General features: G+C 41.4%; 20 protein-coding genes. 7 read left to right on the top strand and 13 right to left on the bottom strand.

The annotated features are described in order from the left end of the window. Positions 1-367: 367 nt before the first annotated feature. Positions 368-832, bottom strand: coding sequence for a DUF1456 family protein (locus Q0779_RS11565; RefSeq protein ID WP_298772715.1), 465 nt, complete (start codon positions 830-832; stop codon positions 368-370). A 63-nt stretch (positions 833-895) separates the two neighbouring features. Continuing rightward, complete coding sequence (locus Q0779_RS11570) at positions 896-2161, bottom strand: divalent metal cation transporter (protein ID WP_298772753.1); 1266 nt, start codon at positions 2159-2161, stop codon at positions 896-898. Positions 2162-2631: 470 nt separating this feature from the next. On the opposite strand from Q0779_RS11570, the gene Q0779_RS11575 reads away from it, so the two are divergent. The 3 genes from Q0779_RS11575 to Q0779_RS11585 all read left to right on the top strand — a co-directional run bounded on the left by Q0779_RS11575 (position 2632) and on the right by Q0779_RS11585 (position 7747). Beyond that, positions 2632-5235 (top strand): TonB-dependent receptor, encoded by a 2604-nt coding sequence (locus Q0779_RS11575; protein ID WP_298772716.1) that lies wholly within the window; start codon positions 2632-2634, stop codon positions 5233-5235. Positions 5236-5348: 113 nt separating this feature from the next. Continuing rightward, a complete protein-coding gene (locus Q0779_RS11580) occupies positions 5349-6014 on the top strand; it encodes a glutathione S-transferase family protein (RefSeq protein ID WP_298772718.1) in 666 nt (221 codons plus the stop codon). 371 nt (positions 6015-6385) lie between these two features. Beyond that, the gene (locus Q0779_RS11585) at positions 6386-7747 is read left to right on the top strand and encodes a glycerophosphodiester phosphodiesterase family protein (protein ID WP_298772719.1); all 1362 of its coding nucleotides are present in this window, start codon (positions 6386-6388) and stop codon (positions 7745-7747) included. A 67-nt stretch (positions 7748-7814) separates the two neighbouring features. On the opposite strand, the gene Q0779_RS11590 is transcribed toward Q0779_RS11585, so the two are convergent. The 4 genes from Q0779_RS11590 to Q0779_RS11605 form a co-directional block, all read right to left on the bottom strand. Further along, on the bottom strand, positions 7815-8315 hold the full coding sequence (locus Q0779_RS11590; protein ID WP_298772721.1) for a DUF4447 family protein: 501 nt from the start codon (positions 8313-8315) through the stop codon (positions 7815-7817). Positions 8316-8355: 40 nt separating this feature from the next. Then, entirely contained in the window at positions 8356-8763 is a 408-nt protein-coding gene (locus Q0779_RS11595) for an SMI1/KNR4 family protein (RefSeq protein WP_298772723.1), read from the bottom strand. Positions 8764-8848: 85 nt separating this feature from the next. Then, the gene (locus Q0779_RS11600) at positions 8849-9637 is read right to left on the bottom strand and encodes a RelA/SpoT domain-containing protein (protein WP_298772725.1); all 789 of its coding nucleotides are present in this window, start codon (positions 9635-9637) and stop codon (positions 8849-8851) included. A 193-nt stretch (positions 9638-9830) separates the two neighbouring features. After that, entirely contained in the window at positions 9831-11915 is a 2085-nt protein-coding gene (locus Q0779_RS11605; protein ID WP_298772727.1) for a M13-type metalloendopeptidase, read from the bottom strand. A 164-nt stretch (positions 11916-12079) separates the two neighbouring features. Between Q0779_RS11605 and Q0779_RS11610 the strand changes: the two genes are divergently transcribed. After that, complete coding sequence (locus Q0779_RS11610; RefSeq protein WP_298772729.1) at positions 12080-12802, top strand: pseudouridine synthase; 723 nt, start codon at positions 12080-12082, stop codon at positions 12800-12802. Between the two features lie 86 nt (positions 12803-12888). Here Q0779_RS11610 and Q0779_RS11615 read toward each other — a convergent pair whose 3' ends face one another. After that, on the bottom strand, positions 12889-13851 hold the full coding sequence (locus Q0779_RS11615) for a DUF4097 family beta strand repeat-containing protein (protein WP_298772731.1): 963 nt from the start codon (positions 13849-13851) through the stop codon (positions 12889-12891). A gap of 298 nt (positions 13852-14149) precedes the next feature. Between Q0779_RS11615 and Q0779_RS11620 the strand changes: the two genes are divergently transcribed. From Q0779_RS11620 to Q0779_RS11630, 3 genes are all read left to right on the top strand, one after another. Then, a complete protein-coding gene (locus Q0779_RS11620) occupies positions 14150-14611 on the top strand; it encodes a hypothetical protein (protein ID WP_298772733.1) in 462 nt (153 codons plus the stop codon). An 87-nt stretch (positions 14612-14698) separates the two neighbouring features. Then, positions 14699-15628, top strand: a complete 930-nt coding sequence (locus Q0779_RS11625) for a hypothetical protein (RefSeq protein WP_298772735.1) — start codon at positions 14699-14701, stop codon at positions 15626-15628. A 396-nt stretch (positions 15629-16024) separates the two neighbouring features. Next, positions 16025-16603: a DUF4879 domain-containing protein gene (locus Q0779_RS11630; RefSeq protein ID WP_298772737.1), complete on the top strand. Its 579-nt coding sequence runs from the start codon at positions 16025-16027 to the stop codon at positions 16601-16603. A gap of 3 nt (positions 16604-16606) precedes the next feature. Here Q0779_RS11630 and Q0779_RS11635 read toward each other — a convergent pair whose 3' ends face one another. The 6 genes from Q0779_RS11635 to Q0779_RS11660 all read right to left on the bottom strand — a co-directional run. Next, the gene (locus tag Q0779_RS11635) at positions 16607-17368 is read right to left on the bottom strand and encodes a hypothetical protein (protein ID WP_298772739.1); all 762 of its coding nucleotides are present in this window, start codon (positions 17366-17368) and stop codon (positions 16607-16609) included. Positions 17369-17578: 210 nt separating this feature from the next. Further along, positions 17579-19924, bottom strand: a complete 2346-nt coding sequence (gene mrcB / locus Q0779_RS11640; protein WP_298772741.1) for a penicillin-binding protein 1B — start codon at positions 19922-19924, stop codon at positions 17579-17581. Positions 19925-19970: 46 nt separating this feature from the next. Continuing rightward, the gene (hrpB, locus tag Q0779_RS11645) at positions 19971-22652 is read right to left on the bottom strand and encodes an ATP-dependent helicase HrpB (RefSeq protein ID WP_298772742.1); all 2682 of its coding nucleotides are present in this window, start codon (positions 22650-22652) and stop codon (positions 19971-19973) included. Positions 22653-22826: 174 nt separating this feature from the next. Next, positions 22827-23264, bottom strand: coding sequence for a helix-turn-helix transcriptional regulator (locus Q0779_RS11650; protein ID WP_298772744.1), 438 nt, complete (start codon positions 23262-23264; stop codon positions 22827-22829). Then, entirely contained in the window at positions 23261-23938 is a 678-nt protein-coding gene (locus Q0779_RS11655; RefSeq protein ID WP_298772746.1) for a hypothetical protein, read from the bottom strand. The genes Q0779_RS11650 and Q0779_RS11655 overlap by 4 nt, the downstream gene beginning before the upstream one ends. 16 nt (positions 23939-23954) lie before the next feature. Then, positions 23955-24270 (bottom strand): hypothetical protein (locus tag Q0779_RS11660; RefSeq protein WP_298772747.1); only part of this gene is annotated, 316 nt, incomplete at its 5' end.

Below are 24270 nucleotides of genomic sequence, written 5' to 3' on the forward strand. Positions count from 1 at the left end.
ACGATTAAATACATAAAACTTCATTATAGATGATTTAACGTGATAACTAACTGCTTATTTTCAATAAAATAATCTATAACACTATGATCTGGATGTGGATCTGACTATCGATCCTAAATATGACGCATCGTCTTTACAGCTTAAAATCATCGTCAGCATGAAGGCCTAATGATCTCGATAAACCCGTCACTTTTAATAACCTAAGATTATCATGAAATCGACACTTTGTTGCCTTTAATTGAGCCATTCAGTCGATTTTTTTTGAGAAACTACTTGTTTTAATTACTCAAAAAGTACCTTAAACCAAAAATAGAAGAAACAAAAAAAGCACGTTTAATCGTGCTTTTTAAACTTTAATGATATAAATTTACATTCCGCGATATTTAAGCGATAGGCCTGCAAGAAAATTTCGTAGCACTTGATCACCACACGTTTTATAATGTTTATGACCTGGCTTTCTAAACAATGCCCCTAATTCAGATTTCGACATGTTAAATTCTGCTAAACTTAATAACCCAATGATGTCATCTTCTTTTAATTCCAATGCGACCCGCAATTTTTTAAAAATCAGATTATTGGTGAGTTGAGAAACAGGCTCTGGCACTTCACTGCCCTCTCTTAACCCTCTTTTTTCAATGACAAGCCCATCAAGAAATGAACAAAAAACCTTATCATTACAAGTCTTATAGCCTTCTTCTGACTCTTTTCGTAGCATGTTAATCAGCACATCCGTTGTCATTTCATGCTTAGCGTTTGCAAAAATTGTAATCATTTTTGCATTACTGTAATCGAATACAAAACGTACTCGACGTAAAATATCATTGTTGGTCATAATGTTTTATCTTTTAGTCTGTAAAAGCGCGGCTGCGCTTTCATGCAATGATATTGTCTCCCATTACTGGAAAAACTTCCAATAAATAAACAACACAGAAAAACCAACAAAATAAAGAATACCCAACCAAGACCAGATCGTCATCAATGGACCATACCTATCTTCAGCTGCGAGTTGCTTTGAAATCATTAAGTTAAAATTGAGTGCAGCATAAACAACGGTGGTAATGAACGCCAAAATCATCACAAATTCTAACAAAGGCAATAATGCCCCTTGAAAGAATAAAATAATAAATAAGCTTAATACACTCACCGATAACATGATGCGGGTTAGCCCCACCGTTTTATGCTGATCTTTGGAATGATGCGTTAACAGCTGCCAACTTTCAGCCAAACTTCGGCTATAACCATCAATAACGGTCACCGTTGTACTGAAAATACATAATAAAGCAACAGCACCAATAAGGTAGCGGCTTTCTCCCCCCATTACGTCGCTGTACAATTCGATAAGTTGATTGGCAAATAACGCACCTGAATCCGAAAAATGCTCATTGGTGCCATACATCACCAATGTTCCCAAGGATAGAAAAACTAATGCTAAAATAATCGTCAGTACATAGCCTATGTTGAAATCTAATAATGCTTGTTTTTTACTGATAGGCATTTGTTTTTGCTTTTCAATCAACCATAAAGAATTCCAAACGCTCACTTCAATAGGGGCAGGCATCCATCCCATCATAGCCACCAAAAAGCCAATATTAGCCCACTGCCAAGGAGAAACGGCCACAAAATCACTGTTCATTACGGGTGGAATATTCAATGCCATTGCAGCAGCGGTCAAGGTCATTAAGGTTAACCCAAACATGATGAACTTACTTAATTTATCAAGCAGACGATAGTGACCCAAAATAATTAAAGCTAAGCTTGAAATCAACACGATTAACGCCAAAATATCAATGGATAAAGGAATAAATAGCGTCAACATAGCGGCTGTTAGCATGGCTACCCCCGCTGTACTGGCTACCGCAGCGACAGCATTAAGCAAAGTAAATAAAACAAGATAGCCAATCCCCTGATTATAATACCCTTGCAATAAGCTTTCGCCTGTCGCAACGGTATAACGTGCGCCTGCGGCAAAAAAAGGATATTTGATCACATTGACCACTAAAATAACCCATGCCAATTGCCAGCCAAATTCTGCACCCGCTCGTGTTGATGCCACTAAATGTGACGCCCCAATTGCAGCTGCTGCCATTAACAACCCAGGTCCCATTGCTCTTAACAATTGATAAGCACCTTTCTCATGAGTACTTTTTGTTATCGATGACATCTTATTCATATAAAACCTTTGCTAGCAAATGAGTATTTAGTGATAAAAACAGCATAATCCCCAATAAGTTGGCATTAGCAATACCACAAAACCTCTTTTGATAAAAATGTTTTAAAAAATTTTTGCAAACGACAAGCCTAGATTCACCTTAACCCCCTAACTCCAAAATAAAATAAAAAAACCTTATTAAACAATCAACTAATTCAAAAAAACGAACAGACTCCTTCCATCTTCATCTGCCCTTTACCCTATACCGTTAATCGCTCGTTCCAGCACTCACCCCTCACTTTTTATTAACAATTGTTTGACATTATTTATTTAGTATTTAAATTGTTATTCGTTTGTTGTTAATTTGAGCGGTCAAAATTTAGTGGTTTTATTTTGCTGTCGCTTGTTTTTATTTAAGTCGGCATGAACTGAACCCTATGACTGCATGATTTAACGTTTAAAAATAATAATGATAAAGGATTATGATGAAGAAACCTCACCTATGGCCCAGCCTATGCGCGCTGGCAGTATCAAGCATATTATCACCTATTGCCTTTGCCGCTGAAAATGAAACTCGACTCAAAGAAGAAGAGCCACTTGAACACATCTCGGTGACTGGCTCACATATTAAACGTACCGACTTAGAAGGTGCGTCACCCATGACAGTACTCACAGATGAAGATATCGCCCGATCAGGGGCACAAGATATGTCGCAATTGTTGAGTAAATTACCCATTGCTGGCGCTGGCACCTTTGCCACTCAGGGCAATAACTCCGACGATACCGCCAATGGCGGCGCCGCCATTTCACTTCGTGGATTAGGTGCAGACGCAACCCTTGTTCTTCTTAATGGTCGCCGTGTTGCCGTGTCTTCTTTTGCAAAAAGTATTGATACTTCCTTTGTCGATATTAATGCCATTCCGATGTCAGCGGTTGAACGTGTCGATATCGTAAAAGATGGCGCCTCTGCAACCTATGGCTCGGATGCCATTGCAGGTGTGGTCAATATCATCTTGAAAAAAGATTTTGAAGGGTTTGAAATTAATGCAAAAGCGGGTGAAACCGTTGAAGATGGTGGCGGACAAACGTCAGCCTCTATTTTATGGGGCAGCCATGCTGAAAAATCTCATACCAGTATTATTTTGAACTATTTTCATGAAAATGAAACCACATTAGGGGATAGAAGCTACTCTAAATCGGCCAATCAGACCGCTCGAGGCGGCAGTGATTCTCGATCTTCTATGGGTAATCCCGGCAGTTATATTCCAGCAGACATTGGCACCGATGGTTCAATTACCACATTATCTAATAGCTATGATTGGCAGCCCGGCACAAACTGTCCCAGTGATAACAATAATGGTACATTTTGTGTCTACGATTATGCCCCCATGATGACCTCAACACCAGAGACCACACGGGTTGGTTTATCGGTTTTTCATGATTATTATATCAATGATGAAATCACGCTGTTTAGCGAAATGATGTATCAACATAATGAAAGTATCGTCAATGGCGCCGCCAGCCCCTCAAATGCAGAACTTTATATTTTATCTGGAAATCAAAACTATAGCTCAGTCAATAATCCTTATGCCTCTTCAGGTGAAAATTTAACCATGCGCCGCCGGGTCACCGAAACCGGCGGCCGTCAAAAAGAAGCCGAATCTGACAGCGCCCGTTTAGTCATGGGACTTGACGGCATGCTGGGTGAATGGGATTGGGAATTAGCTTACACTTACTCTTACAATCGTAACTATGAATTTGGTCAAAATGGTTATGTTTGGACCTCAGTCTTGCAAGATGAAATCAATGCAGGAAATTTTAACCCTTTCTCCACCACACAAACGGCTGCTGTTATTGATGAGATTTCGGTCAACACTACCCGTAATGCCAAATCCACCACTTCAGCGTTTGATGGCACCATTGCAGGTGAGATTTTTGAGCTTCCAGCGGGTCATGTCGGCATGGCCGTCGGCTTTGAATATCGCGAAGAAGATTTATCCGATAAGCCTGATGAACTGTTTTTACGTGGCGAGATTTTTGGCACTGAAGCCACAGAAGCCTATGGCAGTCGTGACCAAACATCGGTATTTATTGAGTTTGCGGTACCGGTTTTTGACACCTTAGAAGCCCAGCTTGCCGGACGCTATGAAAACTATAGTGACTTTGGGACAACCACCAGCCCCAAAGTTGCACTATTATTCACCCCATTGGATACTCTCACATTCAGAGCCAGTTGGGCCGAAGGTTTTAGAGCACCATCACTGGTTCAACTCGGCCTAGGTGCCAGTCAAGAATCCCCAGAACTCATTGATACTCAGCGCTGCAATATTACCAATGCTGATGAAGATTGTACTCCTCAAGAGAAAACGGTTAATTTTTCGGGTAACCCCGATCTCAAAGCGGAAGAGTCGACCTCTTACAATGTCGGTGCTGTATGGGAAGTTATCGATAATTTAAGTATGGGCATTGATTATTGGTATTATAAAGTCGATGGTTTGATTGATGCCGATCCACAATACGTAATCAATACACAACCATCTGCTGTAGAAAGAGAAGCCTCTTCTGGTGGTATTCCAGGGCGCATTATTAGTATTTCAGATCAATTTGCCAACCTGAATGAACAAACTACTGATGGTATTGATTTTGATGTGCAATACATGTTTGATACTGGTGAATATGGCGAGTTTGGATTAAGTTATAACCTGACTTGGGTTCATGAATTTGAGCAAGTTCGCGCCGATGGTTCCGTTGTTGAACTAAAAGGACGCTACGAGCATCCTGAATATCGCTGGACTGGCGGACTGAATTGGGCGATAAACGATTGGCAAGCCACCACGCGCTTAAACTACATCAGTGAAGTCGCTTACACTCAAGAGCAAAATACCGAAGGTTACATTGATGCCATGACCACAGTCGATATGAATGTGACTTACATTGGTTTTAATCATTGGTCTCTTACGATAGGCGCCAATAATGTCTTCAATGAAGAGCCTCCATTTAGCAAGGTTGACTTCATGGGATACGATCAAAATACTTACTCGGCTATCGGCGCCTTTTGGTATGCCTCTGCCACCTATCGCTTTTAATTAATCTAGATAAAGTGTTTTAAGTCATTGCCATACTTAGGCTTAAAACGTCATCATCAGCTAGCTATCTCTTTGGTAGCTAGCTGCTTATTTATCAAAAGTAAGGACATAATATGCTCACACTCTACGGAGCTCCTCGAACTCGTTCAGCCCGAGTCTCTTGGTTATTAGAAGAATTAGGCCTGACTTGGCAATACCATTATATCAATTTCGCCAAAGGCGACAGTCAACACCCTGATTTTTTAACGCTCAACCCATATGGAAAAATCCCCCTTCTCATTGATGAAAATAAAGCGGCCCAACACTCTCCCGTTACCTTATCTGAATCAACCGCTATTTGTAGTTTCCTTGTTGAAAGGTATAACGACACTTCAAGCACGCCTCTGTACCAACCAACAAATGGAACACCTGATTCAGCTCGATATCATCAATGGATCAGTTTTATTACCTGCGAATTAGAACAACCTTTATGGACTTTCGCTAAACACAAATTTGCACTGCCCAAAACATTGAGACAAGAGAGCATGCAAGCCGTGGCTATCTGGGAATTTGATAAAGCGGCGAGCATTGCCGAATCTTGGCTGCCAAATAGCGATTATCTGTTTGGAGAGACCTTAAGCATTGCCGATATTCTTCTCACCCACACCCTACAATGGGCAACAAAATCAGGTATCACTCTTACACCTAAATTGGCTCAATATCTCAAAAATGTCGCTTGCCGCCCCGCACTTTCTCGAGCATCAGCAATCGAAGAAGCCGCGGCAGTAAGGGCTGCATAAGCAAGTTTGTCCCTCAAAAACATCAAAGTGCTACGTTAAATATGCTCAAAATACGCTCAATTTTCTTGTTTTTTCGTAGCCCATTTTTCATAGTCCATAGACACAAAATAAAAACACCAATCAAACCTAAACACCAAATAAACATTTCACTTAACCCACAAAAAACCAACATACAAGATTTATTACAATCTTTTCATACGTTAACAATTACAGATAAAAACATTTAAAATCAATAAATTATATGTAATCCTTTTAATATTTTCTAATAAGTTCCCCAAATTTCCGTATTGATCTAAATTAATGCACTCTTTATACAGGATTAATCTATTAATGCTAAATCCGTTTTTGTCATTATAAAGGATGGCCGTTATATGCGATTATTACCTTACTCTCTTATATACACTGTGATTGGCGCAACTGCCTTTGTCAGCTTTTTAAGCTTTGCCAATGTGTCAGATATGAAACACCCACAAGACAATACTGTCGAAGCCAACAGCTCATCACATAAACAAAAGAAACTGGCTCGCGTAGGGGTTCGCCCGTTTTATCTTTTAAGCCAATTAGATGATCCAAAACTTAAGAAAAAACTTGCTCAATGTAGTAATAAACCTTTTTATCGTACTGAATTTGCCTTAGGCCACAGAGGCGCTTCAATGCAATTTCCTGAACACAGTAAAGAATCTTATCAGGCCGCCATCAATTCTGGCGCGGGTATTGTTGAATGTGATGTGACTTTTACAAAAGACAAACAATTAGTGTGCCGCCATTCTCAATGTGATTTAGCGTCCACCACAAACATATTAGCCAAGCCAGAATTAGCCAGTAAATGTACTCAGCCCTTCTCTCCTGCCGATCCTTCAACTGGCACAGCCGCTACAGCCACATGCTGTACGAGTGACATTACACTCGAAGAATTTAAGAGTTTATGCGCTAAAATGGATGGCACTAATCCCGATGCCACCACCGTAGAAGAATTTATGAATGGCACACCAGATTGGCGAACCGATCTTTACGCCAGTTGCGCAACCGTGATGACCCATAAAGAAAGCATTGAAATGTTCAAAAAAGCAGGAGTCAAAATGGTTCCTGAGTTAAAAGCACCCAGTGTTTCCATGCCGTTTGATGGTTATACTCAAGAGCAATATGCACAGCAAATGTTAGATGAGTATACCCAAGCTGGCGTTAAACCTTCTCAAGTTTATGCCCAGTCTTTTAACTTGAATGACATCAAATATTGGATTCAAAACGACCCTAAATTTGCCAAACAAGCCGTCTTCCTTGATGACCGTTATGAGACAGCCAGTCTAGATCCCAACGATCCTTCAACTTGGACGCCTACAATGGAAGAATTAAAAGATTCTGGCGTAGAAATTATTGCTCCGCCTCTATGGGTATTGGTGACCTTAGATGATGATAACAATATTATTCCATCCGCTTATGCAAAAGCGGCTAAAGAAGCCGGTCTTGATATTATTGCCTGGTCATTAGAACGTTCAGGCCCACTGACCACAGACAATGGTGGTTGGTATTATCAAAGTATCAGTAAAGCTATCAAGAATGACGGTGATACCCTAAAACTACTTAATGTACTCGCACAAGATGTGAAAGTCAGAGGGGTCTTTTCCGATTGGCCTGCAACCGTCGTTTACTATGCTAATTGCATGAACTTACCGAAAAAACATGCCAATGCGTCACCAAGCGATACCGAAAGTTTAATAGGTAAAGCAAAATAAAAGTAAATTAATGATATAAAAAGCGTGCAATTTACAGTTGCACGCTTTTTATTATCAATGCTAGCGATTAAATCTGAGTCGCCGCCCATTTAGCTCGGCTATCAGGGCTTTCTTTTAACCCTTCTTTATCTCTAAAAGCCTTATAAGACTCCGATGAAAAAGGCACTAAAGTCACATCCACTTCCTGCATCAATTTACACTCTTTTTTTATTCGCCAAGCAGACATATTATAAAGCTCTGCAAATGGTAGCGCCCCTAAAAAATCTGAATTATATTGTGCATACAATGCCTGGGTGGGATACACCACAAAGCTAAGTCGGCGTTTGGGCTCTTTTTCAAATAAGGCTTCGATACCATCACAAGTATTCAGCACTTGCATTTCTATGGTCTCATCCATTGCTAATAACTTTTTTTGCACAGGAATAGACACAGCTTGCTCACCCGCTTCCCATGCGATCACATCTGATTCAGACACTTTACCTAACTGGGCAACTTGAGCCGTAGTTAATGCCAAGGAGAGACGGAGATACTGTATTTCTAAGGCGTTATAGCCTACATCTTTAGCCATTCTTTATTTTCCAATGATTCATCTGTCAATTTCTATTCGGCTACTTGGCACCTTGTAACCACACTTCTTCTGCCCACTCCCAGAATGACTCCCAAATGTCTTCTTGTATTTCTCCCTCACTCCAAAGCATCACTTGGCCTTCTTGATCAATACAGAAAAAACTGTCGCCTTGCTGGCAAATTACAATGAATTCTCTGGGCATACCGATAGACCAAGCATAACTAGTCACCTCAGGAAGATACGTATGAGAATGGGGATCGCTAACGGTAACAGGCTCCAAATACCCATAAATAACGTCACTGGCATAAAGCAAATACTCCTTTAACGCCATAGGTAAAGGAATGAGAATTTGCTCTTCCACATCCACTAACTGCTCAAACGTCGGCAACTCCAATGGCACAGGTACGGATTCACTTACACTTTGCAGCTGCTCAATGATTTCATTCATTCGGTTTTATTAACTATCGGCGTTGAATTTACCAGCTAGTATACGGTCACTGTACAAAGAAGCCAATATCCAAGGTCAACAAACCCTAAGCTGCCGCAATCGGTAATAAACGCACATCACTCAACCGTTTGTAATTTAACCATGCTCTCTGGTAAAGCTTAAAGGAGTCTTGTCTCAAGCGCGTCACTTGCGCCAATTCCAGTTCAGATAACGCCCGCTGACTCTGTTTTGCTCTTGCTTGAATGGCTTGTATCGCTTGATAAGTCTGGTGTTCAGCACCGCTTTTTATCTTAGCAATCTGTTCAAGATGAAGCTGTACTTCACAAATCATATTTGAATGGGGTAATTTCACCAATAAATTAAGATCGCGATAGCCAGACGCTTTTGGGGAAGCAAATCGATTTTTAACTTGGATCACTTCAACCTCAGAAGTGAGTGCTTGATAAGCTCTCACCAATCCATTGACATTATCCGCCACTAAACTACCACGCACTAAATCAGTGATCTTACTGCTATCTCCATCAAACTTATTTTGAATTTTTTCATCGGTGCGTTGGGGGCTTTTAAGAGGGGCTAATACCGCTTGCGTTTGTGTGGTCAAACTAATGGAATGTAGTAGTGTGTCAAGATCGTGTTTAGTATGAAAAGCTCGTTGATAAAGAATGGATAAATCACTGTGCGATTGAATGGCAGGATAATATTGTTTTGAAGGAACACTGAGCAATTTGTCAAAATCGGTGACAGCCAAAGAAGAGACTGAAAACGGTATTTTTTCCGTTTGCCCTCCTTTATCAAAATGGGGCGTTTGTGCAAATCCAGTGCGCGTCGATAATAAAAATAAGAAAATAAAAGACGTCTTAAATAATCTTTTCATAGCAATCCTTATGCAATAACGATACTAAAAATATAAGGACTCAAATAAAAAAATAAACCCACCCCCTGAATGAACATTCATTAATAGGCTATAAAAATTGACTTTGATATTGAAAAATAAGATAAATATTTTTTCTTATTTTATTGTAAAGACCACACTAAGATGGCCTTTATACTCGTAATACTTTTCTTTATTACCAAATCTTCACACGGTTCTCAGGTGCGATATACATTTTATCTCCCGCTTTCACACCAAACACTTGGTAAAACTCCGGCATGTTTGACAGTGCGCCAATACAGCGAAATTCAGCCGGTGAATGAGGATCCGTTGCCGCATATTTACGCATACTTGCTTCTTTGATTTTAGCTCGCCAAACCTGTGCAAAACCAATGAAAAAGCGTTGATCACCTGTTAAACCATCGATAACAGGCGCTTGCAATCCTTTTAACGACTTTTGATAGGCTTTATATGCTATTGTCAGTCCCGATAAATCACCTATATTTTCCCCCAAAGTTAACTGACCGTTGACATTCAGACCTTCAAAAATAGAATAGCCATTATATTGGGCAATTAACGCTTCGCCCCTTTGAGTAAACTGCGCTAAATCTTGCTTTGTCCACCAATCTCGCATGTTACCTTGACCGTCAAATTTTGCTCCTTGGTCGTCAAAGCCATGTCCCATCTCATGGCCAATCACCGCACCTATGCCTCCGTAGTTGACTGCGTCATCGGCCCGCATATTGAAAAAAGGAGGCTGTAGAATAGCGGCAGGAAACACGATTTCATTCATGGATGGATTATAATAAGCATTCACGGTTTGTGGTGTCATAAACCATTCCCACTTTTGAATGGGCCCACCTAATTTGGCAATCTCTTCTTGATGTTCAAACGCATTCGATCGTATTTTGTTACCCACTAAATCATCAGGCTTTATCTTTAATCCATCATAATTCTTCCATTTATCTGGATAACCAATTTTAGCAGTGAACTGGGCAAGTTTTTCCTGCGCCGCAACCTTAGTGGTATCACTCATCCAAGTTAATGCTTTGATACTGTCACCATAAGCATCTCTTAAGTTCTCCACCAATTCTTGCATACGTGTTTTAGCCGCAGGAGAAAAGTAACGCTTCACATACACCTTACCAACCACTTCCCCCAAAAGGCTATTGACCGTTTCCACTCCTCGCTTCCAACGGGGTTTTTGCTCCTCTTGACCATTGAGTATTGTGCCAAAAAAAGCAAAATGTTCATTATCCAAGGCAGTACTTAAGTCCCCCGCCATACTGGATAATAACTGCCATTGCAGATAAGTCTTCCAAGTCGATAAATCGACAGTCTTAATCAGTTTATCTAGGCCTTGAATATAACTCGGTTGATTGATCACAATATCAGTCGCTGTTGGCACACCGATCGTATTCAAGTAAACTTTCCAGTTAAAAACAGGGGCCAGTGTCGATAAGTCAGCCACTTTATATAAATTATAAATTTTGGTGCTATTTCGATTATTAACCACATCCCATTGACTCGATGCTAGCTTCGTTTCCAGCGCCATGACTTTTTCAGCATTGCTTTTAGGCTCATTAAATCCTGCCAGTACATACATTTTTTCAATATGTTTAACAAATGCTTGGCGTATTTTCTCAAAACGAGGCGCTGAATTGGTATAATAATCTCTATCGGGTAAGCTCAATCCACCTTGCCAAATGGCGCTTACATATCGACTCGAATCTTTCGCATCAACGTCAACATAAAAGCTCAGTGGGCTCGTATTACCCATGATCTGACTATGTGCAAAATAAGCGATTAAGTCATCGGTATTACTAATGGCCGCAATCTTATCAAGCTCTACCTTAATGGGAACGACCCCCAATTTATTCAAGCTTGATACATCCATAAATGAACGATACAAGTCAGCCACTTTTTGCTCATCACTGCCTTGAGTTAGCTCCCCTCGCTTTACCAAAGACTCAATAATGCGCTTCACATCTTCTTGTGACTTATCTCTTAAATCGTAAAACGCACCGATACTGGTTCTATCACTTGGGATCTCAGTATTTTTAATCCAATTCCCATTCACATAATCATAAAAGTTATCTTGCGGGCGAACCGATAAATCAAAATTATCAAAATTAACACCAGAGCGTAAAACTTCTTTTACGGCCGCTGTCGTATCCAGTTGTGTTATCTTTTCTTCTTTAGGAGCAGATTTCTCATTATCACACGCCGAGACACCGAACATTAACGAGGCGTATAGACCTCCAAGTAAAAGTTTTTTCATGAATAATCCTTCTTGTTAATCCTAACATGCCAATTCCATTAGGTATTTATAAAACAGCATAAAATACATTTAACCCTCTAGGTAAAATCCATTCAAAAAAGTTGAACAGAGACCTTAATAAGATCGAATGAACATATTCAACTGGGCTAAGCGCAGGTATAATCATGCCATTATATTTTTACTTTGAGTATATTGTGCGTTTAGACAAATTTATCTGTGGCTCCACAGAGCTGACCCGATCTTTAGCTAAAAAAGCCCTTCATCGTGGCGATGTGACTTGTAATGGAGAGGTCGTCAAAAGCTCTGACTTTAAAGTAAAAAATGAGCATGTTATTTGCCTTAATGATCAGCAGCTTCATTTACTCGGCGCTCGCTTTATTATGCTCAACAAACCACTCGACACACTATGCTCCACCATTGACGAACACTATCCCTCTGTTTTGCGTCTCATTGATGTAATCAAAGCCGATACATTACACATTGCAGGCCGATTAGATGCCGATACCACAGGATTAGTCTTAATCACCAGTAACGGGCAATGGTCTCATAATATTACTTCCCCCAAAAAACAATGCGCTAAACGCTATTTACTCGAAGTCGCCGAACCGCTCAATGAACAGCTTATTGAAACATTCAAACAAGGTATTGCGCTCAATAATGAAGAAGGATTAACAAAGCCCGCTATCTTAGAAATATTAAGCAGCCACCAAGCGCGTCTCACCATTACCGAAGGTAAATATCATCAAGTCAAACGTATGCTTGCCGCTGTTGGCAACAAAGTCGTCAAACTGCATAGAGAAGCTATCGGCGACATTGAACTTGACCCTTCGTTGGCATTAGGTGAATGGCGCTACCTCACACCAACAGAAGTAGAGTCAGTGAAGTAACCTTATAGTGTATGCCCGATTAACGGGCATTTTATCGCTGTGATACTACAAGGTGCAAGATCCACCTAGAAATATCATAAATATCTCTATTCTATAATTCGTTGTTTTCTTATTTGAATATGTCCGCTGATTGTCTTCACAATAAAATCAGCTGAACCATCTCCAGTCATAAAGCGTAAGTAAGTATTAGGCCGATATTTCTCTTTGGTGGGTTTATCTTTGGTTAACGTGTTAGTCACTTTCCCACCCGGCCCCGCATCAATATCAAAATTACAGTTTGGCATCTTAGAAAACTGAGTAAAAATACTCCCACTGACACTACTAATGTTGGCAGAGTTGGTGAGACTGTCTAAATTCAACTCTAAATCACCACTGATACTTTTAACACTTAAATTATCGACTTGCGTTAAACGCAAAGTGGTATTTCCCGAGATCTGCTCAACAAACACATTTCTTGCTTGGTTATTCGCGCTTAACTTGCCATTCACTGAACGATAACGCATCGATCCTTGACTATCATAATCAGCTATCACACCGGAAACGGTATCGAGACTCGCATCTCCCTGCAAGCGCTGAGTAATAATGTCACCAGAAATGGTATGCAATAAAATGTTACCCGATAGTTGCTGTGCCTTAATATGCCCACTCACCGTTTCAATGCTAATTTCTCCGCTCAGTGAACTGACATCATAATGAGCAGACCCCCCTAAAGCCTCTAAATTCAACGATGCAGGCACGGTTATCACAAGATCAGAACCATGCTTATTTTCTCCCGTGACTTTTTGAGGTAATTTATCTTCAATCAAGACCTGTTCACCTTGTTTTTCAAAAACAAAGCCTTGGCTCAACTTATCTAAACTTCCGGTCACCTTAATGGCATTTTTTTGCCAAGATTTAAATAATACTTTTCCTCGTAAAACTTTAACATTTAAGGCTACATCACCTTGTAATTGCATTTGTTTATTAACGTTTTTGGCTGCAAAACTGGCTTGACTAAAAAATAAAAAAGGAATGAGTAAAAATTTGATCAAAATGGTGGATCGCATCATGTTTCTCCTCGATTGTTCTATTTAATTTTCATCGATTGCTAACTTATATATTTCTCTAAACCTTGTGTGCCCTTATCTTTTATCATTCTAGACTTATTTTGATGACATTTTCCTTACTTGTTACACATAAAATGAGTATAAAATCATTTTGTATAAAAAAAAACCCAACGGAAAAACAAAAATACGAAAACAATCAGTTAATTAAATGAAGATTAATACTATTACCCCCTTTATTCTTTAATAATCACAGTATTTTTATTAGACTCTTTATTATCCCAGTTTGGCAGGAAATTAAGTCATGTATAAGAAATATGGTTTCATTGCATTATTGTGTTTTATGCTTAAGCCTTTCGCGACATTCGCCATGCCACTTCCCATAACAAGTATACAAGAGCCTGATTTTCTTAAGGGGGGATTCAATTTAACGAACTACCAAGAATGCCAGCCCAAATTGGCAAAATGTCCATCCTATCAAGATAGCAATCATGCCTCCTGCCTTACCAATGTGATTAAGCAAAATCCTTCATGTCAGCAAACAGGTCAATTAGCTGACTTTTTAGGCGTATTTGCCTCACAAATCACCCTTTCAAAATTTGGCCTATTTAACAAAGTGACTGTCTTTTTCCCCGGCGATGGTGGCACTGCCTATTACCTTATTAGCCCAACAGGACAATTACTTAATACTCTAAATCCGGATAAACTTAGACAAAGTGACTTTCCTAATCAATTACAAGGCAACTTCCCTAGAGATCCGAGTTGATATTAAAAGGAGATCGATTATATTGTCCATTAGTCGCTGATACATGTTACCATCTGAAAATTAAAGGAATAAATTAAAGACTTTTCAATGACACAAGCCGTAATGACACTTGATAACGCTCTGCAGCGAATTGCGATTATTCATCAGCAGCACAGTATAAAATGCTCTTTATCATTGCATTATCTACAATTCCACTTTGATTGGCCCCATGTTGATTGGGCCCGTATCGCGTCCATTATCGACATGGAAGAGCCTCTATATTTAGAAAAAGTCCTTGGAGAAAAGACCGAGATTGCTGTGGTTGTTCGCAGGCGACATTGGGTATTACAACATGGACTTTATCCTTATGCTTATTTCATCATGGAGCAGTGGATAAATGAGGAAGGCTTTCAATCTATTTTTCACTATTACCTCAATGAATGCCTTAACACGGAACATTATCTTAGCCACCACCTTTCCATTTTACTCAGTTTTAATGAAGCGTATTCACAGCTTGAAAATGATCAACAAACCTATCGTTTCACCGAACGATTTTGTGAATTTGTCACCAGCACTTTTTATGGTAACAATCAAATACAATACCCTGTTTCCCCCTCTTTCAATCCAAAGCTCAATAAGGAAGGTTTTCCTGAGTTAAACACCGTTTTTAACGCTTGTCTGACGCAACCGGGGTTTTGGGGGCATAATATTATTACCCTAAGTTGGATAATGAAAAATCAAGGGGTGCTAAGCAAAGTCCAATGGGATAAGTGCTTACTCAATCTGTATCAGCAGTGTCATTGGGTATTTAACGAAGACGGTGATATTCCCACTATCACCCCACACAAAACGAGTCCACTAACATCCACGAATAAAATGAGCCCATTAGAATATGCCTGTCATTCATTATTGCTCAAAAATAAAAATAACCTTCATCAAATTACGCTAGCCGCAGCTGTTGTTTATCTCGTTAAAAACCTGACACTTGAACCATCAGATGAACAAAGACTTCTGAGCCTTGCCCATCACTTTGCTTGAAAGCAGCTTTTTCTAGGGCCTGTTGCTCTTTGGTGGTTAAATTATGTCCGAGATAAACGTGTTTTAATCGCGACGGGAGGGATGACGCCTAGTGATCTAAGTCTTCTTTCTTTAACAAAGAGGCTCCCAACAAAGAGTAAAACACGTTTAGTGAATCCTACGGACAGCGTTTGTGGCTCCTTTCTACGGCGTTATCGCTTGTTTATGTACGACCCCATGGATGGGGGAGGTAGAGCGACGTTTGAACCAAAGCCGAGAATAACTACACCACACAAGCTCTACCTTGTATAAAAAAACCACAAACCGCTGCAGAAATCATCATCAAAGATCAACAGGCCCTAGAGGTTGAGTTTTTAAAAAAACTACTCTATACCCAAGTAAGGTATATAGATAACCATGGTCGGTATGAGTATGACTCGAAAGGCACTTTATGCATTACTCACTGTGACACTTTTATTCAGCGAAGCGCTTCTAGCTGCAACGATAAAAGATAATACCGTGATTAATATCAATCGATTTGCCAATAGACCCAGTTTTCAAGGGAATGAATTCTCCCTAAACGATTTGCAGTCCTTATTGCCAAATAACAAACATCAAATCAATACGAGTAAGCAAGGTATTAGCTACTTTGAAGTGGTCTCCATTGGCTCGAGTCAACTCGGCTGGATGAATGTTGCACAATCACAAAAAGCCACCGAATTAGATCATGAGGGCAAACAATTACTGGTTGTGGTGTTTCAATTTGGAAAAGGCCACTCTGCTCAAGCTAGCCTAAATGGTCAAGAAAAGAGCACAGTACATTCTGAATATATATGCGGACATGCAAACACCCTTCATTTTTGCCAAGTAGGAGAAAAAATTACCGCTTGGCTCCATTATTTTGATTTTAGTGGTCAAGAGCATGGCCATTTAAATGTCACTTCTTACTCTGACAGCCACCCTTTCTATTGGAGTGACTCCCTTTACATTCAATAAAGACTATTTTTTATTCTCTATTTCTTCTGCAGCATAAGCGGCTCGCGTTTTAATTTCATACAAAGTAAACGCTTCACGACTTCGCGTCCAAGCTTGCCCCGAATCTGCATCATAACCTTTTGGCAAGCTGACTCCTTTAGGTCCATAAGCATCAATGCCGACTTCTCGTGATAAATTCACTGCGCGTAAACTATGATCGGCAAAAGCCACCACGATAGCTGTGCCTAAATGTTCAGCTCCTTTAGCCAACCTAACAACCTCTTTAGCCACCCCTAAGGTGCTTAAATAAATCACCTTACCTTGTGGGTCGATTTTAGGATAAATAGAGAATAATAAATCAGCAGGTATACGATCGCCGATTGCCTGTGCCACTTCCCATTGAGCATAAACAGGCTTTTGATTTTGCTCAAAAATTTTAACGACACGGTCGGCAATTTGTTCATTCATCGGTCCCGGTAATTTATTGCCTTTCTCATCGATTCGATTCCCAAAAGAATAAGCAATAATACTGTCACCTTGTTGCACGTCTCGCATTTCAGCTTTCCAAGTGAGCACTTGTTGCATTAAAAATTGAGTTAAATCATTGGCTAATATCTCATCACCCAATTGACTCATCAGGCGTAACTTAATGGCCTCATTAAGTTGCTGTTCGGTCACATCAGGATGACCTTTGGCCTCTAAAGATGAATAAGAATCCACCTTGGCAGCAACAGCTTGCCCCGACAATAGCAAAGGTAACACAATAGCAGGCGCTAAAGGTTTCATAAACGTCATACCTCATACAAGTGTAGCCATTCACTGATAAACACGTAAACATGACTAATTAAGACGTTCCTTCGCAACAATAAAATGTAATATTTATATCTGTAATATTTTAAGTCTACACTCAACCACCTCTAATAGACCACTAAAATGCTCTCTTATAACCAAACAAGCTAAAAACTCATTTTCTCAATTGTTTTTAAAGTTTAGGGGCTAATTCAAAATACGTTGCCACCAAGATAAAGGTTTACCGCAGTTCGCTGCCGGATGATAACTTTCACTTAATGCCGGTAACGCCACAGTATTGTTGCAATCACTTTGTTTTGCTACACCTGAGGTACGCTCAAAATAACCATTCACCACACCGCTCACTGGTGTCATTCGAAGACTCATGGGAGGGCGATTCTTTAAAAAGGCCTGGTAAACCGCCATGGCACCATTGCTGCCATAAAGACCGGTTTTACCGTTATCATCCCGACCCACCCAAACCGCTGCCACATTGCGCTCATCAAAACCTGCAAACCAAGAATCTCTCGAATCATTACTGGTTCCGGTTTTTCCAGCCAACTTCACACCCGGAAAAGCCTGCCCTAAACGGGTCGCAGTGCCCGATTGCACCACTTGTGTCATGGCATATTTCACTAAATAATCTGTTGCGGGGGAGATCACTTGCTCTCGAGCTTCACGCCTAACAGGTAAAGCTTGATTATCGGAGTCGAGTACTGCAGTGATAGACGATAAGTGTCGATAGCGCCCATTATCAGCAATAGTTTGATAGGCTTGTGCCACCATGAGAGGTGAACCATTCACCGCCCCAAGTAACATAGACGGGTATTGAGAGACTTTCCCTCGCCAACCAGAAACCTTTAGCGTATGAGCGACATTTTTCACGCCAATGGCCATGCCCAAATTCACCGTTGGTACATTCATGGATTTTTTAAAGGCGGTCAATAAAGGCACTTGCTCTCTAAATTTTCTATCCACATTTTGCGGAGACCAGGTTTTTCCTTGACCATTTTTAAGGGTAATCGGTTGATCTTTTAACGGCGTGGCTAAGCTGTATTTATCCCCTTCACTCAAGGCCGTCGCATACACAAAAGGCTTGATTAATGAACCAATAGGACGGCGAATTTCAACCGCACGATTATAGCCATGATACCCAGGCACTTTATCGCCCACCATCGCCGCAATGCCGCCAGAATATTTATCTGTTACCACCATGCCAACTTGCAATGATTTATCATTTTGGCTTAAACGCTTCATGGTGCCTTTAACCGCTTTTTCTGCCGCCTCCTGTGCAATAGGATCAAGAGTGGTATAGACCTTTACACCGGAACGTTTCAATAACGCACCGCCATATTTATCATTTAACTCTTGCTTGACCACCGCAAAAAAAGCAGGCAATTTTTGATGAACGGGTTTATCGGCTTTACGCAGCCCTAAAGGCGATTCCACTGCAGCCTTATATTCAGGCACAGTTAACTTACCCGCGTCCATCAATAAACGTAATACTAAATCTCGACGTGCTTGCGCCCGCTCAGGATAACGCCACGGATTATAATAAGATGGGCCTTTAATGACCGCGACAAGAAAGGCCTGCTGGGGCAAGGTCAATTCAGCAATGGGCCTTCCAAAATAAAACTGTGAAGCCAGTCCCATGCCATGGACACCACGGGCTTTATCTTGCCCCATATACACTTCATTAAGGTAAGCTTCTAATATGGCATCTTTTGAATAGCGAAAATCAATAATGACCGCCATTAAGGCTTCACGTAATTTTCGCGTCAATGACCGCTGACTCGAGAGAAAAAAGTTTTTTGCTAACTGCTGAGTCAGTGTCGAACCTCCCTGCACGGTATGGCCAGCACTAATATTGACCAATGCCGCACGTACTATAGCAAAAGGGTTAATCCCGTAATGATCATAAAAAGTACGATCTTCTGTCATGATTAATGCATTAACAATTGGTTTAGGGATCTGCGCCATGGGCACGAATAATCTGTCTTCCCCATCACCTGTGATAATACGATCCAATAACACAGGCTCTAAATGAAACACCGCCAATTGACGATGATCACTTAATCTTGCCACCGAACTCACCCCTTGCGCATTAAAGGTCACCATCACACGCTGTGCTGCTTGCTGCCCTAAAGGATGTAAAAAAGGTCGACGCCAAACATCAATTTTGGTCTTTGAAGCTGAGAACTCGCCCACTTGACGAGGATTAGCCACTTTGCGGTAACCCAACAGTTTAAGTTCAGACAGTAATTGGTTATGGCTAATTGCCGCACCAGGATACAAGGCCATTGAACGACTAAACACTTGTGCCGGTAAATGCCACTTTTGCCCTTCAAACTTATTGGCAATTATCTGATCTAAATAAATACAATAAAGACTCACCGCCGCGAATACGACAAGACCCAGCTTCCAGCACATGGACCAAACTTTACGACCCGCACCGAGTGAGCCTTTGCGTTTCGGCTGCTTTTTTTTAGTCGTGCGCTTATTCGACGGCTTAGCTGTCGACTCTTTTGATTTTCCGCTCGCTTTCGTTTTCATTGTCTATCCACATTACCTAGAACTCAAAACCTAGAACTCAACGTTATTACTTTTGAGTATTTAGTGTCTTTTTCTTTGTAAATTTAGTCGGTTGTGTATTAGCCGGATCCTCTGGCCACAGATGTTTAGGGTATCGCCCTTTCATCTCTTTTTTCACCTCAACATAAGGCCCCTGCCAAAAACTCGCTAAATCTGCCGTTAACGCCAAAGGCCGTCTTGCTGGCGATAATAACGCCATTGTAACCACCAATTTGCCTTGAGCTAAACGCGGGCTCTCTTTCATCCCTAACGCTTCTTGCAGACGCACACTTAATGTGGCACGTCCTGCATCATCATATTCTATTGCCGCTTGAGTGCCCGTTAACATCGGCCACTGGCTCGGCAGCAGAGTATCTAATCTTTGCTGTTGTTGCCATGAACAGATATTCAATAGTAGTTGATAACAATCAAGCTTCATTAATTGGGCTAAACTGCTTACATCGATTAAGTAAGGCGCTAACCAATCCTCTAAGCTTTCTAACAAATATTGATCAGATATATCAGGCCATGCTTCGCTTGTATCTAAGCTTGTTGCCAGCTTCATGCGATATTGCAGCTGTCGCACCTTATCATTCATGTTCAATATTTGCAGCCCTTTGCTGCGAATTTGTGCTAACAGTGCTTGAACCACATGTTCAGGCTCAGGCTTGGCGCCAGCCACTTTACTGAGTAAAATCTTACCGATATAACGCCTATCCTCAGAATAAAAGCGTCCTTTGTCATCATCCCATTCACAAAAATTAATCAAAGACACTAAAAAAGACAGGTCATGAACCGCTAAAAGCTCGGTTTTATGGCTGCCATTTTGAGTGGAGCGGCCCCTTAACAGCGCATGAGGAAACGGCGCCGCCAAATAGACTCGCGCCGCCATTTGTGATTTTTCCTGAAAATCTGCCACCACCAACCAAGGCTCAGCCGTTAACGGATCGTTATCGGGTAGCTCCACCCCAGTGCCATTAGCCAGCTGATAACCTTTATTGCCGCGCTCTTTTGCAATTCTGTCGGGATAAGCCAGCCCTAATAAAAAAGCCACTGAAGCAGGACTCGCGTGACTTATCACAGAGTGTAGATTCAACGTCTTTAAATTCAGCGCCTTTCGATCCATAACCTTAGCATCCAACTTACGAATAAACTGCTGGCTTAATTGCCCCGCTTCTCCATTCAATGCCGATGGTAACTGCGTCACTATATTCACATTCATGCTCACACGGCTACGGGCACTCAATAAGCCCGCGACCACACAAGCCAAGCCAACTAAGGCACTATCATCATTGTCAATCGCCCACTTTTTGGCGTTAAGCAGCATATGCGCTAACCGAGGATCACAGCCTAAGCCATAAGCCTCAATGCCGAGAGGTGTTATTTTGCGCGCATGATCCACCAGCGATAATCCTTGTAATAACTGCCATGCCGCCTCTTCATTACCCACACTTGGCAAGGTCAACATAGGCAATTCACCCACAGATTTAACGCCCCAATAGGCACAATCAAACACTAAATCTGTCAGTTCACTGTGCTCAATTTCCGCCAAGTCCATTTTCGCTAATCGCCCTTGCTCTTCTTGCCCCCATAGCCGTAATGTCACTCCCTTAGACAAGCGTCCCGCTCGACCACTTCGCTGAGCACTTGAGGCTTGACTGATCCGCTTTAAAATGAGTTTATTCGTGCCTGTTTTAGGGTTAAAAATAGCTTGTCTTTGATAACCTGAGTCCACCACCATGCCTATGCCTTCAATGGTTAAACTGGACTCGGCCACATTCGTGGCTAATACCACTTTACGGTGCCCATTTCGAGCAGGCGCAATGGCAATATCTTGAGCTTTAGGCGGTAAACTACCGTATAAAGGACAAATAACATACAGCTGACTGTCCAGCCTAGCTTCAAGGTAAGTTTGCAGACGCTTGATTTCAGATTGCCCCGGTAAAAAAGCCAATAAACTTTTGTCTTCTAAGCCATCAAAAGTACTGATTTGGGCTAGAAATGCACAAGATTGCGCACTCAAGGTTTTATCCACAACACCACCACATCGGCTCGCGTCAAGCAAAGCAATAATCGCAGCCCCCATGGGTTCCAGCCAAGCTTTATGGTGGAGTGAGTTAACCTTTTTGATAGTATGATAAGCCACTTCAACAGGAAAGCTGCGGCCCTCACTCTTAAGCGCTATCGCCTCAGGCATCAAAGTCGTTAGAGGCATACCCGATAAGGTCGCCGACATGGCCAGAATGGCTAAATCTTCTCGAAAGGTTTGCTGTACTTCTAAGGCTAAGGCTAAGCCTAAATCAGTGGTCAAATGACGCTCATGGATCTCATCAAAAATAATCATCGCGATACCACTTAGCTCGGGATCTTGCTGGATCATTCGCGTCAAAATACCTTCGGTCACCACCTCAAGCTTCACGCCCGCACTAGACTGTGACTCTCCTCGTACGCGATAACCCACTTCTTGACCTAAGGCTTTACCCGACACTTGTTCTCGCTGAGCGGCAATATAACGAGCCACGCTTCGAGTGGCGACTCGCCGAGGTTCCAACATGATAATTTTGCCTGAGATCTCAGGCCAATCTAACATGGCTAAGGGTAAAGCCGTTGACTTACCCGCGCCCGTTGGGGCTTCAAGGATCACTTGGTTATGTTGGCTAAAGGCGGCGCGTAAATCACTCAGCAGATCAAGAACAGGTAGTTGACTCAAAGCAGACTCAAATAAATTAATCGATACAAAATAATGCCAAACAGTGTACTCGGATCTCACATAAAATAAAAATAAGGCTCTTTTTGAACAATAAAAAACAAAAACCGACGCATGAACGTCGGCTTATTAAAAGCTCATATTGCGAGCTCATATTAAAAGCTCAGAAAGATATCATCAACTTTTTAAAATCTGTTTCATGTCCCACAAGGTATCGGACATCAAACTTAGCGTGCCATGATGTAACTCATTTTCATCCGTTGCCAGCAGCAACATATTGGTGGCGGATGTCACTTGGTTGAGCTTATTTCGCACTTTCTCATTTTCTTCCTGACTCAGCACAGCCATAGGGGCATTTTCTTCGCAAGCAGGATTAAACTGCAGTTGTTCTGGTTCAGGCTCACGGTCTAACTGGTATTCATCCTCGGCTGCTTGATGAAAGTAGCGGCCATAATTTTTGGCAATAAAGCCCAACAACTTAAACATTTTCCCCATGCTTGGCTGGCCTTCACCCGCCTGCCACTGCTGCACTTCTGCCTCGCTCACATTCATGATCTCGGCCAATTGTGTTTCAGTTAAATCAAAACTTGTGCGTATATTATCCAGCTCCCTCACATCCCTGCTCCTGTTAATCGATTTGACGTCCCCGCCTTCACTGCCACATAGCCCATGCCCACTAATAACAATATTTCTGTAATATTCATTGGCAAACGCACATATTCATAAATACCGTAAAAAAGCCTTGGTTCAAAACCTACAAAGTAATGACCTAATACATCTTTACGCACTAAATCTTCTATGCCAGTGATGAAATTGGTCAATACAAACAATCCATATACACCCAGTAATAAATATTCCTGCGCGAAGCGTTTGTAATGCACATTAAGCTTTAAAGCTTGGGCTATCGGGCCACGATACCAAATCAGCGCCATCACTAATAAGTCATAGCCAATGTAACTGAAATAAAAGCCCCAACTGGGCACTTGTGTGAGTAAATACTCATTCAGCCACAGCATATCCACTAGCTTCATCACTGTTGGGATCATCAATAAATAAACCCAATTAGGTAAACGTCGACACATCAACACACTCATGCCTAACGCCAACACTAAACCAATATTACCTAACCAATATAACTCTCTAAAGAAAACTGAAATAATTAAGGTTAACGCCAAAACACCGCTCACAACAAAGGCCCCTAACCACAACAAGGGTTTTTGCTTGGCAAAGTAAATCACTCCTGAGCCAATCAAACCGATGCCAATGAGCACGACAAACCACACATCCATGCAGACTCCTTACTCATTATCTAAGATAATTTGATATTTTCACTAAGCTTTGTCCCCCCACCGCCACCCAACCTGCTTCATCATTCAATAAAGCAACATTGGCATCGTTATTAGGCTTACTCGAACCACCGCCACCCAAGGGCACGGGTGACGCCCAACCCGCTTCACCATACAATAAAGCAAAATTTACATCGTTATTCGGTTTACTTGTTCCACCACCACCCAAGGGCACGGGTGACACCCAACCTGCTTCACCATTCAATAAAGCAACATTGGCATCGTTATTAGGCTTACTCGAACCACCGCCACCCAAGGGCACGGGTGACGCCCAA

Source organism: uncultured Shewanella sp. (genome assembly GCF_947491715.1).
Taxonomy (GTDB): domain Bacteria; phylum Pseudomonadota; class Gammaproteobacteria; order Enterobacterales; family Shewanellaceae; genus Shewanella.